This is a genomic window from Pseudomonas sp. MYb327 (assembly GCF_040438925.1).
Classification (GTDB): domain Bacteria; phylum Pseudomonadota; class Gammaproteobacteria; order Pseudomonadales; family Pseudomonadaceae; genus Aquipseudomonas.
The window spans coordinates 4,191,562-4,205,136 of the sequence record NZ_CP159258.1 but is presented as its reverse complement, the minus strand read 5'-3'; the positions used below and the strand labels follow the sequence as shown (position 1 = coordinate 4,205,136).

General features: G+C 60.9%; 12 protein-coding genes. 11 read left to right on the top strand and 1 reads right to left on the bottom strand.

From position 1 onward, the window contains the following. Nucleotides 1-53 precede the first annotated feature (53 nt). The 7 genes from ABVN21_RS18980 (at nt 54) to ABVN21_RS18950 (ending at nt 6,456) form a co-directional block, all read left to right on the top strand. The gene (locus ABVN21_RS18980) at nt 54-1,034 is read left to right on the top strand and encodes a quinone oxidoreductase (protein ID WP_034147007.1); all 981 of its coding nucleotides are present in this window, start codon (nt 54-56) and stop codon (nt 1,032-1,034) included. 13 nt (nt 1,035-1,047) lie between these two features. After that, nucleotides 1,048-1,896 carry a TauD/TfdA family dioxygenase gene (locus ABVN21_RS18975; protein ID WP_339553411.1) on the top strand — a complete coding sequence of 283 codons (849 nt, stop codon included), beginning with the start codon at nt 1,048-1,050 and terminating at the stop codon, nt 1,894-1,896. A gap of 97 nt (nt 1,897-1,993) precedes the next feature. Continuing rightward, nucleotides 1,994-3,046: a 3-keto-5-aminohexanoate cleavage protein gene (locus tag ABVN21_RS18970; RefSeq protein ID WP_339553412.1), complete on the top strand. Its 1,053-nt coding sequence runs from the start codon at nt 1,994-1,996 to the stop codon at nt 3,044-3,046. 92 nt (nt 3,047-3,138) lie between these two features. Continuing rightward, complete coding sequence (locus ABVN21_RS18965) at nt 3,139-4,467, top strand: MFS transporter (protein ID WP_339553413.1); 1,329 nt, start codon at nt 3,139-3,141, stop codon at nt 4,465-4,467. Further along, on the top strand, nt 4,464-5,126 hold the full coding sequence (locus ABVN21_RS18960; RefSeq protein ID WP_339553414.1) for a DsbA family oxidoreductase: 663 nt from the start codon (nt 4,464-4,466) through the stop codon (nt 5,124-5,126). Before ABVN21_RS18965 ends, ABVN21_RS18960 begins: the two co-directional genes overlap by 4 nt. Next, nucleotides 5,123-5,449 (top strand): Rieske 2Fe-2S domain-containing protein, encoded by a 327-nt coding sequence (locus ABVN21_RS18955; RefSeq protein WP_339553415.1) that lies wholly within the window; start codon nt 5,123-5,125, stop codon nt 5,447-5,449. The genes ABVN21_RS18960 and ABVN21_RS18955 overlap by 4 nt, the downstream gene beginning before the upstream one ends. Further along, nucleotides 5,446-6,456, top strand: coding sequence for a putative sulfate exporter family transporter (locus ABVN21_RS18950; RefSeq protein ID WP_339553416.1), 1,011 nt, complete (start codon nt 5,446-5,448; stop codon nt 6,454-6,456). The genes ABVN21_RS18955 and ABVN21_RS18950 overlap by 4 nt, the downstream gene beginning before the upstream one ends. A gap of 371 nt (nt 6,457-6,827) precedes the next feature. On the opposite strand, the gene ABVN21_RS18945 is transcribed toward ABVN21_RS18950, so the two are convergent. Beyond that, nucleotides 6,828-7,880, bottom strand: a complete 1,053-nt coding sequence (locus ABVN21_RS18945; RefSeq protein ID WP_339553417.1) for an AraC family transcriptional regulator — start codon at nt 7,878-7,880, stop codon at nt 6,828-6,830. Between the two features lie 352 nt (nt 7,881-8,232). On the opposite strand from ABVN21_RS18945, the gene ABVN21_RS18940 reads away from it, so the two are divergent. The 4 genes from ABVN21_RS18940 (at nt 8,233) to ABVN21_RS18925 (ending at nt 13,570) form a co-directional block, all read left to right on the top strand. Beyond that, on the top strand, nt 8,233-8,799 hold the full coding sequence (locus tag ABVN21_RS18940) for an alpha/beta hydrolase (RefSeq protein WP_339553418.1): 567 nt from the start codon (nt 8,233-8,235) through the stop codon (nt 8,797-8,799). Between the two features lie 122 nt (nt 8,800-8,921). Continuing rightward, a complete protein-coding gene (locus tag ABVN21_RS18935; RefSeq protein WP_339553419.1) occupies nt 8,922-10,928 on the top strand; it encodes a DUF1302 domain-containing protein in 2,007 nt (668 codons plus the stop codon). Nucleotides 10,929-10,969: 41 nt separating this feature from the next. Continuing rightward, nucleotides 10,970-12,328: a DUF1329 domain-containing protein gene (locus tag ABVN21_RS18930; protein WP_339553420.1), complete on the top strand. Its 1,359-nt coding sequence runs from the start codon at nt 10,970-10,972 to the stop codon at nt 12,326-12,328. Between the two features lie 150 nt (nt 12,329-12,478). Further along, nucleotides 12,479-13,570, top strand: coding sequence for a YCF48-related protein (locus ABVN21_RS18925; RefSeq protein ID WP_339553421.1), 1,092 nt, complete (start codon nt 12,479-12,481; stop codon nt 13,568-13,570). The last annotated feature ends 5 nt before the right edge of the window (nt 13,571-13,575 follow it).

The window sequence follows — 13,575 nt, the reverse complement described above, 5'->3', positions numbered from 1 at the left end:
CAATCAGTGCAATTCGATGCCACAGCCAACTTGCAGATTGGAGAATAAAAATAATGGCCAAAGCCGTACGCTTTTACGAAACCGGTGGTCCCGATGTTCTTCGCTATGAGGACGTCGAAGTCGGCGAACCCGGTCCTGGCCAGGTCCGTCTTCGTCATGTAGCCGTTGGCCTGAACTATGCCGACACCTACTTCCGCAATGGTACTTACCCGATTCCGATGCCTAACGGCATGGGCGTTGAAGCCTCCGGGGTGGTCCAGGCCATCGGCGAGGGCGTGACTAACGTCCAGGTGGGCGACCGCGTTACGTACACCGGTTTTCTCAACACCCTCGGCGCCTACAGTACCGAGCGCCTGATTCCGGCCGCGCCGCTGATCAAGCTGCCGGAAACCATCAGCTTCGAGACCGCCGCCGCGATGACCATGCGCGGGCTGACGTCCTCGTACCTGATGCGCCGCATCTACGACTTCAAGGCCGGCGACAGCATTCTGCTGCACGCTGCTGCCGGTGGTGTCGGCCTGATCGTTTCGCAGTGGGCAAAATTGCTCGGGCTGAACGTGATTGGCACCGTGTCGACCGAACAAAAGGCTGAAATAGCCCGGGCTCACGGTTGCGACCATACGATCAATTACAGCCATGAAGACGTCGCCGCTCGCGTTCGCGAATTGACCGATGGCGTGGGCGTCAACGTCGTGTTCGACAGCGTTGGCAAGAACACCTTCATGGGGTCGCTGGATTCGTTGAAACCCCGTGGCCTGATGGTCTGCGTGGGCACCGCGTCGGGGCCGATCCCGGCGTTCGACCCGGTGATGCTGGCGATGAAAGGTTCCCTGTACCTGACCCGTCCGGCCCTGGCCAACTACATCAGCGACCCGGCCGAAAAAGCCGAGCTGGCTGGCGAGTTGTTCGACCATGTTGGCAGCGGCCGAATCAAGATCGAGATCAACCAGCACTACGCGTTGCAGGACGCGGTGCAGGCCCATCGCGACCTTGAGTCACGCAAGACCACCGGCTCGTCGATTTTCGTCATTTAAGGAGCTGCCAGCCATGAAAGTCGAACAATTGACCGCCACCATTGGCGCCGAACTGATCGGCGTCAACCTCGCCGACGCCGTGCACGACGACGGCTTGTTTGCCGAGATTCGTGACCAACTGCTCAAGCATCGCGTGGTGTTCCTGCGTGACCAGGAAATCTCCCGCGCCGATCACGTGGCCTTCGCCCGTCGCTTCGGCGAGCTGGAGGATCACCCGGTGGCCGGCAGCGACCCGGAGCATCCGGGACTGGTGCGGATTTACAAGAATCCGGACCAGCCGATGGACCGTTACGAAAACGCCTGGCACACCGATGCGACCTGGCGCGATGCGCCACCGATGGGTTGCGTGCTGCGCTGTGTGGAATGCCCGCCAGTGGGCGGCGACACCATGTGGGCAAACATGGTCGAGGCTTATGCGCGTCTGCCTGAAGATGTGAAGGTAAAGATTGCCGACCTGCGCGCCCGCCACAGCATCGAAGCGAGCTTCGGTGCGGCCATGCCGATCGAGAAGCGTCTGGCGCTCAAGGCGATGTACCCGGATGCCGAGCACCCGGTGGTGCGCACTCACCCGGAAACCGGCGAGAAGGTGCTGTTCGTCAACGCCTTCACCACGCACTTGAGCAACTACCACACCCCTGAGCGGGTGCGCTTCGGCCAGGACGCCAACCCCGGCGCGAGCGAGTTGCTGCGCTACCTGATCAGCCAGGCGTACATCCCTGAGTATCAAGTGCGCTGGCGCTGGAAACCCAACAGCATCGCCATCTGGGATAACCGCAGTACCCAGCACTACGCCGTCATGGATTACCCGCCGTGCCATCGCAAGATGGAGCGCGCCGGGATTATCGGCGAAAAGACTTACTGATCGACCGCTCTGCATTCGAACTCGTAAATACGTCTGCCCGGCGCGACCCCGGGTGGGCGGGACAATCATAAGAACTGGCATAAGAACTGGAGTAATCATGCAATTCTTCGACGATTCCCTGCACCCCGAAAACATGGAAAAGGTAGTCATCACCGTAGCCCCGTACGGCCCGGAATGGATGCCGGAAGACTTCCCTGAAGACATCCCGCTGACCATGGATGAACAGGTCCAGAAAGCGGTTGAATGCTACGAAGCCGGTGCCACCGTGTTGCACTTGCACGTGCGTGAACTGGACGGCAAGGGCTCCAAGCGCCTGTCGAAATTCAACGAGCTGATCGCCGGTGTGCGTGAAGCCGTGCCAGACATGATCATCCAGGTCGGCGGTTCGATTTCCTTCGCTCCGGAAAGCGATGGTGAAGCCGCCAAGTGGCTGTCCGACGACACTCGCCACATGCTGGCCGAGCTGACGCCAAAACCGGACCAGGTCACGGTGGCGATCAACACCACCCAGATGAACATCATGGAGTTGCTGTATCCGGAGTACCTGAAGGGCACTTCTCTGGACAACCCGATGATCCACGCGGCCTACAGCGAGATGACCGTGCCGGCCGGCCCGGCCTGGGTTGCCGAGCACCTCAAGCGCCTGATGGACAACGGCATTCAGCCGCACTTCCAGCTGACCGGCATGCACGCGCTGGAAACCCTTGAGCGCCTGGTGCGCCGTGGCGTCTACAAAGGCCCGCTGAACCTGACCTGGATCGGCATCGGCGGTGGTTTCGACGGCCCGAACCCGTTCAACTTCTTCAACTTCATTCACCGCGTTCCGGACGGTTGCACCCTGACTTCCGAGTCGCTGCTCAAGAACGTGCTGCCGTTCAACACCATGGCGATGTCCATGGGGCTGCACCCGCGTGTGGGCAACGAAGACACTATTATTGATCACAAGGGCGAGCGTTTCGGCTCGGTGGCACAGATCAAGCAAACCGTGCGCATTGCCCATGAGCTGGGTCGTGAAATCGCTACCGGCAAAGAAGCCCGCGAGATCTACCGCATCGGCGTGCAGTACCAGAGCATCGAAGAAACCCTGCTCGCAAACGGTATGGCCCCCAACCGCAAGGCTGGGCAAAAAGGTGTGCCGCAACGCGGCTGATCCTTGGTCCGGGCGAGGGGCCGTGACCTCTCGTCCGCTGCACTGCAACACGCTTGATAACAACAATAAATAAAAGCTTTTGAGGAGGCTGCATGGCCTTTCACCCAATCGCCGCCGACGATGACGACTCCTGCGAAGTCGGCGTTGCGCGCCAATATGCCTGGATCGTCTTTGCATTGACGTTCGGCCTGTTGATTTCCGATTACATGTCGCGTCAGGTCCTGAATGCGGTGTTCCCGCTGCTCAAGGGCGAATGGGCCTTGAGCGACGGCCAGCTCGGGCTGCTCAGTGGCATCGTTGCCCTGATGGTCGGCCTGCTGACATTCCCGCTGTCGTTGATGGCCGACCGCTTCGGCCGGGTCAAAAGCCTCGCACTGATGGCGATGCTGTGGAGTGTGGCTACGCTGGGCTGCGCGTTGGCGCAGGACTATCAGCAAATGTTCATCGCCCGCTTCATGGTCGGCGTCGGCGAAGCAGCCTACGGCAGCGTCGGCATCGCGGTCGTGATTTCGGTGTTTCCGAAACACATGCGCGCCACCCTGGCCAGTGCCTTCATGGCCGGCGGCATGTTCGGCTCGGTGCTGGGCATGGCGTTGGGCGGTGCGATTGCGGCCAAGCTCGGCTGGCGCTGGTCGTTTGCCGGCATGGCGCTGTTCGGCCTGGTGCTGGCGGTGCTTTACCCGATCATCGTCAAGGAAGCGCGCATTGCGCCCAAGCGTGCAGCGCAACTGGCGAGCAAAGTGGCAGCGGTCAAGCGTCCGTTGAGTACGCTGTGGTCCAGCCGTTCGGTGGTGGCGACTTACATTGGCAGTGGCTTGCAGCTGTTCGTTGGCGGCACGGTGATGGTGTGGATTCCCAGCTATCTCAATCGCTACTACGAGATGCCCACTGACAAGGCTGGCGGCATGGCGGCGATCATCGTCTTGTGCAGCGGCGCCGGGATGATCCTGTGCGGCATGCTCAGTGATCGCCTGTGCCGCAACTCGCCGGAGCGCAAGGTCAGCCTGGCCATCGGCTTCTGCCTGGGCAGCTGCCTGTTGCTGTCCGCTGCGTTTGCCTTGCAGGCGGGACCGTTGCAACTGCTGCTGATCTGCCTGGGCATGCTGATTGCCACCGGTACCACCGGCCCTGCCGGCGCGATGGTTGCCAACCTGACCCATTACTCGGTCCACGGTACGGCGTTCGCCACGCTGACCCTGGCCAATAACCTGCTGGGCCTGGCGCCCGGGCCGTTCCTCACGGGTCGTGTGTCCGACCTCATCGGCCTGCATGCCGCGTTCCAATTGGTGCCACTGGTCAGCCTCGCGGCGGCAGCGGTGTTCTTCTACGCCAAGTGTCATTACCAAAAAGATATCGCCCGGCTTGAAGGTCAGAGCGTGCCTGAACCAGTCAGTGCCGCCGGGATAGAGGTGAAGTTGTGAGTCGTCGTTTACAGATTGATGTGTTTTTCGATTTTATCTGCCCCTGGTGCCTGATCGGCAAACGCCAATTGGAGCATGCGCAGGTACAGTTCCTTAGTCGCCACCCGGACGTGAAGATCACCACGGTGTGGCATGGCACGCAGTTGCTGCCGCAGTTGCCAGCAGAGGGTGAGCCCTTCGCCGATTTCTACCGCAAGCGCCTGGGCAATGCCGACGCAGTGACCATGCGTCAGGCACAAGTACAGCAGGCAGCCTCGGCGGTTGGACTGACCATCGATCTCAGCCGCATCGAGACGATGCCCAACACCGCCGACGCCCATCGTATGTTCGAGCGTGTGAGTGAACTGGGTAATACAGCGCAGCGTGAAATGCTGCTCGAACGGATGTTCGCCGCGTATTTCCAGAGACGCGAAAACCTCGGGTGCCGAGAGACCTTGCTCGCCATCGTCCGCTCCTGCGGTGTCGATACGGACGTGGTGCTCGATTGCCTGAAGGGCGACGGCACGCCATTTGAAGGTTCTCCCGACGCGACCAGTGGCGTGCCGAGCTTTCAGTTCGACCGCCGCCTGACGGTCATCGGTGCACAACCGGCTCAGGCGCTGCTCGGGGCCATGAACCAGGCACTCAAGGACAGTGAACTCGAGCGGCAACCGGCATGACCCGGCGCATCCCCGTACCTGCCGGGAAACACCCGCAGGCCGGTGGCCGGGCGCTATTCGAATTCGAAGACAAAAGCCTGGCGTTGTTCAACGTCGACGGACAGCTGTTCGCTATCGACGACAGTTGCCCGCACCAGGGCGCCTCGCTGTGTGGCGGGCGTTTGGATGGTCGGGTGATTCAATGCTGCGCCCATGGCCTGCGCTTCGATTTGCATAGCGGCTATTTGCTCAATTCCAAACTGGTCAAAGTCAACAGCTACCCGGTCGAGATCATCGACGACCAGGCGTTTATCGTCATTGTTCCCGAGGAGGCCGCGCCATGAGCGCCATCGCTCTCACCCGTATCCATAGCCGCACACGCGAATTGGCCCCGGGCTTTATCGTCAGCCTGATCGTGGCGGCCGCTGCGTCGTTTTTGTCGGAGCACTACGGTGCGCCGGTCATGCTGTTTGCCTTGCTGTTGGGCATGGCACTGAATTTTCTTGCCGATGACGGCCCGTGCAAGGCCGGTGTCGAATTCACTGCACGCACCGTTTTGCGCATCGGCGTGGCGCTGCTGGGCATGCGCATCACCCTCGAACAAATGGCAGCACTGGGCTGGAAGCCGATTGCGTTGGTGGTAATCCTGGTGGTGGTGACCATCAGCGTTTCCGTGATCGCGGCCAAGGCTCTGGGCTTTCAACGCCTGTTCGGCATGCTCACCGGTGGCGCGACGGCGATCTGCGGTGCGTCGGCGGCATTGGCCCTGGCGGCAGCGCTGCCGAATCATCCGCAGAAAGAACGCGCGACCTTGTTCACGGTGATCGGCGTTTCCGCGCTGTCGACCATGGCGATGATCGTCTACCCGATGATCGCCAACTGGCTGCATTTGTCGCCGCAGGTGGCGGGCGTGTTCCTCGGCGCCACCATCCACGACGTGGCCCAGGTGGTCGGTGCCGGCTACAGCATGTCGACCGAGACCGGCGACACGGCCACGGTGGTCAAGTTGATGCGGGTTGCCATGCTGCTGCCGGTGATCGTCACCGCCGCCATGATCACTCGCATGCAGGGCGCCGACCCGACTGGCAAACGTCCACCGTTGCTGCCGTGGTTCGCCGTCGGTTTTCTGATTCTGGCGTGCATCAACAGCACCGGTTGGATAGCCCCGGCGGTGCAAGGTTCGGTCAACGAATTGTCGCGCTGGTGCCTGGTGATCTCCATCAGCGCACTGGGCATGAAGACCCGGCTCAAGGAGCTGGCTTCGGTCGGGATCAAACCGATCCTGCTGATGGTGGGTGAGACGGTGTTCCTCGTCGTGCTGGTGCTGTTGTTGCTGCGCTGGGGGCTCTGAGAACGCAAGGTTTATGGCAGGGCTTCACTGGGCTGGCTCCTCGTCACAGTGAAGCTCTCGACCGGTGTCATAAACACCGGTCTTTACACGGCGACTGTACCAGCAGTCGCCGTTTTTTTTGGCTGTCAAAGATTAGAGCCGTGGCATCCACCTGTAATTTCTGACAGTAGACGCCACGCGACAGCGAATGCTATCGAGAGCGCGTGAACAATCCCGGTGAGCATCACGCAACGCCCACGCTCGCGGTCATCGATCCGCGTGGGCTCGCTGTGCGCGGGGTGGGTTACTGGCGCTGGACTGTTGGATTAACATCAACGTCGAGATCATCCCCGTTAGTCGCTTTTCAACCGCAACGCTCATCTCGGGCCGAATCAGGTTTCTTTGGGAACTGATTGCCCCGCAGCATCCCCCGGCGTTTTCGCAGCCCCCTGCTTTTGCGCCCGCCAGTTAGCCGGCGGCATGCCGAACTGGTTGATGAACCACCGCGTAAACGAACTCGCCATCGAATAGCCGAGCATGTCGGCAATCCGGCTGAGCGAGTAGTTCGGGTTTTCCAGGTAACGCAGCACCAGGTCGCGGCGCACGTCGTTGATCACGTCGTTGAAGGCGCATCCGTCTTCCTTTAGGCGGCGTTGCAGGGTGCGCACGTTCATGCCTTGGGTCTGGGCGATTTGCTCGATGGTGGCGCGCCCCATGGGCAACAGCATGTAGATGGCCTTGCGCACTTCGAACAGCAAGGAGGCGCCTTCGTCGTTTTGCAGCGAGTCGAGGTAGCTCTGGGCGTAACGGGCCATGGCGGGGTCGGCATGGGGGTTTGGCAGGTCGAGGCTGGTATTGGGGCAGACGATGCCGTTGAACTCGCTGCCAAACTCCAGGTTGCAACCGAACAGGCGTCGATGCAGTTGCAGGTTGTCCGGCGGCTGGTGCATGAAGTTGACGCTGTAGGGATGCCAGTGGCTGCCGAGCAGGGCGGCGCACAGCCGGAACATCACGCCGATGGCCAATTCAGTGGCCTGCTTGCTGGGCATCGGCGATTCGGTGACCACCTCTTCGCGGATGATCACCATTTTGCCGGCCTCTTCGACGAAGATCGCCAGCGAATTGTTCATCAGGTGCCGGTAGTTCAATACCACCTGCAAAGCGTCGCGCAAGGTGCGCTGGTGGCTGAGCAGCAAGCTGACCACGCCGAAGTCCGAGAGCTGGCGCGATTCGGCCATGCTCAGGCCGAAAGTCTGGCAGCCGCTGGCGGCCGCCGAATCTTCCAGCAGACGCACGGCGGAATCGATGGTGATGCGCGACTCAGGGGCTAGCAACTGGGCTCGGCTCAGGCCTGCGTCCGCCAATACGTCACGCGGGTTGAAACCCAGGTACTGGGTAACCTCCAGGTAGTTGGTCAACACGGCGGCGCGAACAAACTTGGGCATTCGAAGGTCTTCCCTGGGCCGATGGCAATTGGCGTGAGCGTGGCGACTATATCCAGCACGTGGGCTGTTGAACAGTTGTCATGTAACGGATGTTTTCATGCTGTCCCGTGCCCGGCGATCTGCACGTTATGCAGCAATTGCACCTCATCCGTTGATTACAGTGACCCTGCGCCAACCTGCGGTGATTTTAGACCATCGGTCACACGTCTGAGTGTCCGACAATTTGTCATCAAAAGAAAAGTGCATGACGTCCAATGTAAAGCGTGCGGGGTGGCCGCTCTTTAATGTCGACACTACAAAAAGCCCCTGGCGAAAGAGCCAGTCGAGTCATCGAGAAAGCGAAGGTGTTGACGTGGATAAACTGCAAACTGCTGCCACCGTTCTGATCGTACCCGGTCTGCGCGAGCACGTTGCCGAGCATTGGCAAACGCTGCTGGAAGCCAGGCTGAGCAAGGTACGCAGTGTGCCGCCGCTGGAAACCGACAAGCTCGATTGCCAGGCGCGTGTCCGGGCGATCCAGCACGAACTTGAACAGATCGACGGGCCGGTCATTCTGGTCGCCCACAGTGCCGGTGTGTTGATGGTCGCGCACTGGGCGGCGCAATTCAGTCGTCCGATCAAGGGCGCTCTGCTGGCCGCGCCACCCGATCTCGACGCGGCTTGGCCTGCCAACTATCCATCCCCTGAATCCCTTCGCAGCAACGGTTGGGATCCTCTACCAAAGGGGCCGCTGCCCTTTCGCAGCATCGTGGCCGGCAGCACCAATGATCACCTGGCCAGTCTTTCAGCCGTGACCCGCATGGCTGAAAACTGGGGCGCCGACTTGCTCGATCTGGGCGATGTCGGCCATCTCAATCCGGCCGCAGGATTTGGCTACTGGGCGCAAGCCGAGGCATTGATCCTGCAGCTGGACCGCTAATACAGGAGTCGGATTGGCACTCAGCCAACCGGCATTTGCCCTCACCCCTGAAACGTTGGCCTCACCGGGTCACGCGAGGGCGGCTGCGCTAAAAACAAATAGAAAAAGGCGGAGACAACGCAATGCACAACAACAATAAGAGTCACGGCTTCACCACCACACGCTACACCTTGCTGGCGTCGGCCATTCTGGCCGCCATTATGCCGGCCGCACATGGGGCAGAGATTGATACGGGTAATCCGGACTGGACCATGCGAATCGATAACACCATCAAGTACAACTACGGCGTACGCACCGAAAGCGCTGACCAGCGCATGCTGGGAACGCCGAACAACAACGACGGCGATTACAACTTCCGCAAGTCCGGGACCAACATCACCAATCGCGTCGACTTGTTGACCGAGATGGACGTGGTCTATCAGAACCACATGGGCTTCCGCGTCAGCGCCGCCAGCTGGTACGACAAGGCCTATGAAAACGTCGGCTCCAATTCCAACCCGTTCGTCAACGGCAACGGTTCGACATCCGGTCTGGTCGCCAACGACCCGCGCCTGGCCCCGGTCACCAATGACAACGTCGGCTTTGGCAGCCCGCACCTGAGCAACTACGCCTCGCGTTATTACACCGGTCCGTCCGGAGAAATCCTCGATGCTTTCGTGTTCTACAGCACCGAAGTGGGCGAGGAGTCGATGCTGAGCTTCAAGGCTGGCCAGCACAACGTGTTCTGGGGCGAGACCATCCTCAACCCGGTGCACTCGATCAGCTACGGCCAATCCGGCCTCGACCTGGCCAAACTGGCCGCGTCGCCGGGCACCGAAGCCAAGGAACTCTTCGTTCCGCGTAATCAGCTGTCGATGTCGTTCACGGTCAACCCTGAACTGACTTTGGCTGCGCAGTACTTCCTTGATTGGGACGAAGCGCGCCTGCCGGAAGCGGGCACCTATTACGGCGGTTCCGACCTGGTCGGTTTCGGCGCGCAATCGTTCCTGTTGGGTAACACCAACGCCGTGGTTCCAGGCAGCCCGCTGGGTTGTGGCCTGGCGCCGTGCAACGGTTTGACCAACGTACGTCGCGGGCATGACTTGACGCCGGACAAGCGCGGTGACTGGGGCCTGATGGCCAAATGGTCACCCGCCTGGCTGGACGGCACCCTCGGCGTTTACTACCGCGAAACCTCGGAAATCCTGCCGCAAGCGTGGCTGGATGCCAGGGGCATCAGCTCGGCCAACGCCAACGGCACCCGTCCGGCAGGGCAAGTGCCAGCGGTCGTCAACACGCTCAACTCGCTGAACACGGCCACCTATCAAATGGCCTACGCCGACAACATCAAGATCGTCGGCCTGAGCCTGTCCAAGGACGTCGGTGGCGTGAGCGTGGGTTCGGACCTGAACGTTCGCCACAACATGCCGCTGGCCAGTATTCCGGCGATCGTCAGCACCACCAGCCCGCTGGGTCTGGGTCAGGGCCTTGGCCTGTTGCCGGCGCGCACCGCTTCCACCGGCGTGGTGTATGACACCCCGGAGAAGGGCGACAGCATGGCCGCCACCGGCGACACCCTGCACTGGACGCTCAACGGTCTGATGACCATGCCGAAAACTCCCGTGTTCGATTCGGCGACGCTGCTCGCCGAGTTGTACTACAGCAACTTGCTCAAGCTCGATAGCAAGAATGAAGCGCTCTACAAAGGAAAGAGCACCTACCGCGGCATCGATCAGCCAACCCGGGATAACTGGGGTATCGCGGTCAACTTCACACCGACCTGGTACCAGGTGTTTCCCGGTGTTGACCTCAACGCGCCGATGTCCATCAACGTCGGTCTCGATGGCGTGTCACCGGTCTCCGGTGGCGGTGCCAAAGACACCGGTAACTACGCCGTCGGCCTCGGGGCCGTCGTGTACAACAAATACTTTGTCGACCTGAAGTACGTGGACTCTTTCGGCAAGACCGACAAGTGTAATGTCAGTGGTGTGAGTACCGGTCCGAATGGCGGTGACGGCGCTGCGCCGAACGCCTTTAGCGGCAACGAAAACTACGCCTGTTACGCCGGTGGCTACTCCGCCTTCTCCGGTGGTGGTGCAACGACTGAGGACCGTGGCGCTGTTTACCTGACGATGAAAACAACCTTTTGATTCACCACTGATTTGCTTAACGCAAGCAGGAGAATAACAACATGAAATTCGTAAAAACCGTGTTGGCCGCTTCGCTGGCCTTGGTCTTCGCCGCTCAGGCACAGGCCGCTGTTTCGACTCAGGAAGCTGCCAAGCTCGGCAGCAGCCTGACCCTGGTAGGGGCTGAAAAAGCCGGGAACGCTGATGGTTCCATTCCTGCCTACAACGGTGGCTTGACCACGGCGCCGGCCAGCTTCAAAGCCGGCGACAGCATGCGCCCGGATCCGTTTGCCAGTGAAAAACCGCTACTGGTGATCGACGGCAAGAACGTCGATCAGTACAAGGGCCTCCTTACGGCGACCACGGTAGAACTGGCCAAGCGTTTCCCGACGTTCCGTGTCGACGTGTTCCCGACGCACCGCACCGTTTCGCTGCCTCAAGCGATTCTGGACAACGGCGTGAAAAACGCCAGCGGCGCCAAGTCTCTGGAAGGTGGCCTGGCCATCGACAACGTGCTGCCAGGCATCCCGTTCCCTATTCCGCAGTCGGGCAACGAAGCGATGTGGAACTTCCTGTTGCGCTACCAAGGCGTCAGCATCAGCTCCAAGTACGACTCCTGGAACGTCGACTCGGCCGGTGTGCCGAGCCTGGCGACCACCGGGCAAGCGAACATCTCTTACCCGATCTACGAAAACCTGTCGCAGCCGGTCAGCAGCGCCGACGTGTATTACCAGATGAAACTGGCGTACACCGGCCCTGCGCGCCGGGCCGGCGAGGCGATCATGCTCAAGGACGCCGCCAACCCATTGCAGCAACCGCGTCGCGCCTGGCAGTACTTGCCGGGGCAGCGTCGAGTCAAACTGGCGCCGAGCCTGGCCTACGACACGCCAAACCCTGGTACCGCCGGTGCGGGCACCTACGATGACGTGTTCGTGTTCAACGGTGCGCTGGATCGCTACGACTGGAAACTGGTCGGCAAGCAAGAAATGATCGTGCCGTACAACACCTACAAGCTGACCTACGTGCAGGATCCGAAGTCGCTGACGACTGCCAATCACCTGTCACCTGACTTCGTACGCTGGGAAAAACACCGCGTGTGGGTCGTCGAAGGCACGCTCAAGGCCGGTGCTCGCCACATCTACGCCAAGCGCCGCTTCTACCTCGACGAAGACAGCTGGACCGCTTTGGCCTCGGATCAATATGACGCTCGTGGTCAGCTCTATCGCGGTTCGTTCGCCTTCCTCAGCCAGAGCTATGACAAGCAGGTTCCGGACTCCACGCCGTTCATGATCTACGACCTGGTCGGCGGTTCCTACAACATCAACGGTGTTGTCGGCCCTTACGGCGGCATCAAGTACATCGATCCGCTCTCCAAGGCCCAGTGGTCTTCGGAATCCCTGGCCGGTAGCGGCATTCGCTAAGCCAACCGTAAAAAAGCGCCCGTACGGTCCACTGCTCACAAGGCGGTGAACCGTGCTGCGGTCGGTGCATGCCGATCGCAGCGGGCGCCAGGTTCGAACGTCAGGCACACCAACGTGTGCCTCGGCGCGGTTTTTCGAAGAGGACGCGGTATGTGTTCGTATAAAAATAATATGTTGCAGCTGGCATTTGGCGTCGTGCTCTGCCTGTCGCAGGGCATCACCCATGCGAACGATTACGTCGATGTGCTGGACCTGCCCGCCAAGGTCAGCGCCCTGGCCATCAACAGCCCGTTGTCTGGCATGGCCCGCGCCGGTGGGCGCGTGATCGCCGTCGGCCAGCGTGGTCACATCCTGTTTTCCGATGATTCCGGCCAACACTGGCAACAGGCATCCGTGCCGGTCAGTGCTGACCTCACCGCCGTTAACTTCCCGACCGCCAGTCAAGGCTGGGCGGTGGGCAATGACGGCGTGGTGCTGCATTCCAGCGACGCAGGCGCGACCTGGAGCAAGCAACTCGACGGCCGCCAGATCGGTACGTTAGTGGTTAACCATTACACGGCGCTGGCCAGCGCCGAGCCGGGCAATGAGCAATGGCCCCAGTTGGCTATGGAAGGCCAACGACTGGTCGATCAAGGCGCGGATAAACCGCTGCTTGACGTCTGGTTCGCCAACGACAAAGTCGGCTATGTGGTCGGCGTGTTCAACCTGATCCTGCGCACCGAAGACGGTGGCCTGACCTGGACCCCGTTCCAGGATCGCACCGACAACCCGCAGGGTTTCCACCTCAACGCCATCGCCTCCACCGGCGACGCCGTGTACATCGCCGGCGAGCAAGGCCTGTTGCTCAAGTGGGATGACAACACCCAGCGTTTCGCCGCCGTGCCGACGCCTTATCAGGGCAGCTTCTTCGGCGTACTCGGCAAGCCTGGCGAAGTGCTCGTCTATGGCCTGCGCGGCAACGTGTTGCGCAGCACCGATGGCGGGCAAAACTGGACCGCACTGAAAACCGGCCTGCACGTCAGCATCACCGCCGGCCTCATCGATGCGCGCGGGCAATACCGCTTGTTCACCCAGGGAGGGCAGATGCTGGTGAGCCAGGGTTCTGGCGCACAACTGTATCTGGTGCAGAAACCGACACCGACACCCATAGCCGGTGCTACCCAGTCCGCCGATGGCGCGCTGGTAGTGGCAGGCAGCCGTGGCGCACGGACGCTGGCCGCCGATCCAGCCCTCGAACCCTAAGAGCG

What these genes read in the sequence shown, in the direction of transcription:
- ABVN21_RS18975 (WP_339553411.1), top strand. Translation starts at nt 1,048, where the DNA reads ATGAAAGTCGAACAATTGACCGCCACCATTGGCGCCGAACTGATCGGC.
- ABVN21_RS18955 (WP_339553415.1), top strand. Translation starts at nt 5,123, where the DNA reads ATGACCCGGCGCATCCCCGTACCTGCCGGGAAACACCCGCAGGCCGGT.
- ABVN21_RS18925 (WP_339553421.1), top strand. Translation starts at nt 12,479, where the DNA reads ATGTGTTCGTATAAAAATAATATGTTGCAGCTGGCATTTGGCGTCGTG.
- ABVN21_RS18965 (WP_339553413.1), top strand. Translation starts at nt 3,139, where the DNA reads ATGGCCTTTCACCCAATCGCCGCCGACGATGACGACTCCTGCGAAGTC.
- ABVN21_RS18945 (WP_339553417.1), bottom strand. Translation starts at nt 7,880, where the DNA reads ATGCCCAAGTTTGTTCGCGCCGCCGTGTTGACCAACTACCTGGAGGTT.
- ABVN21_RS18930 (WP_339553420.1), top strand. Translation starts at nt 10,970, where the DNA reads ATGAAATTCGTAAAAACCGTGTTGGCCGCTTCGCTGGCCTTGGTCTTC.
- ABVN21_RS18935 (WP_339553419.1), top strand. Translation starts at nt 8,922, where the DNA reads ATGCACAACAACAATAAGAGTCACGGCTTCACCACCACACGCTACACC.
- ABVN21_RS18970 (WP_339553412.1), top strand. Translation starts at nt 1,994, where the DNA reads ATGCAATTCTTCGACGATTCCCTGCACCCCGAAAACATGGAAAAGGTA.
- ABVN21_RS18980 (WP_034147007.1), top strand. Translation starts at nt 54, where the DNA reads ATGGCCAAAGCCGTACGCTTTTACGAAACCGGTGGTCCCGATGTTCTT.
- ABVN21_RS18950 (WP_339553416.1), top strand. Translation starts at nt 5,446, where the DNA reads ATGAGCGCCATCGCTCTCACCCGTATCCATAGCCGCACACGCGAATTG.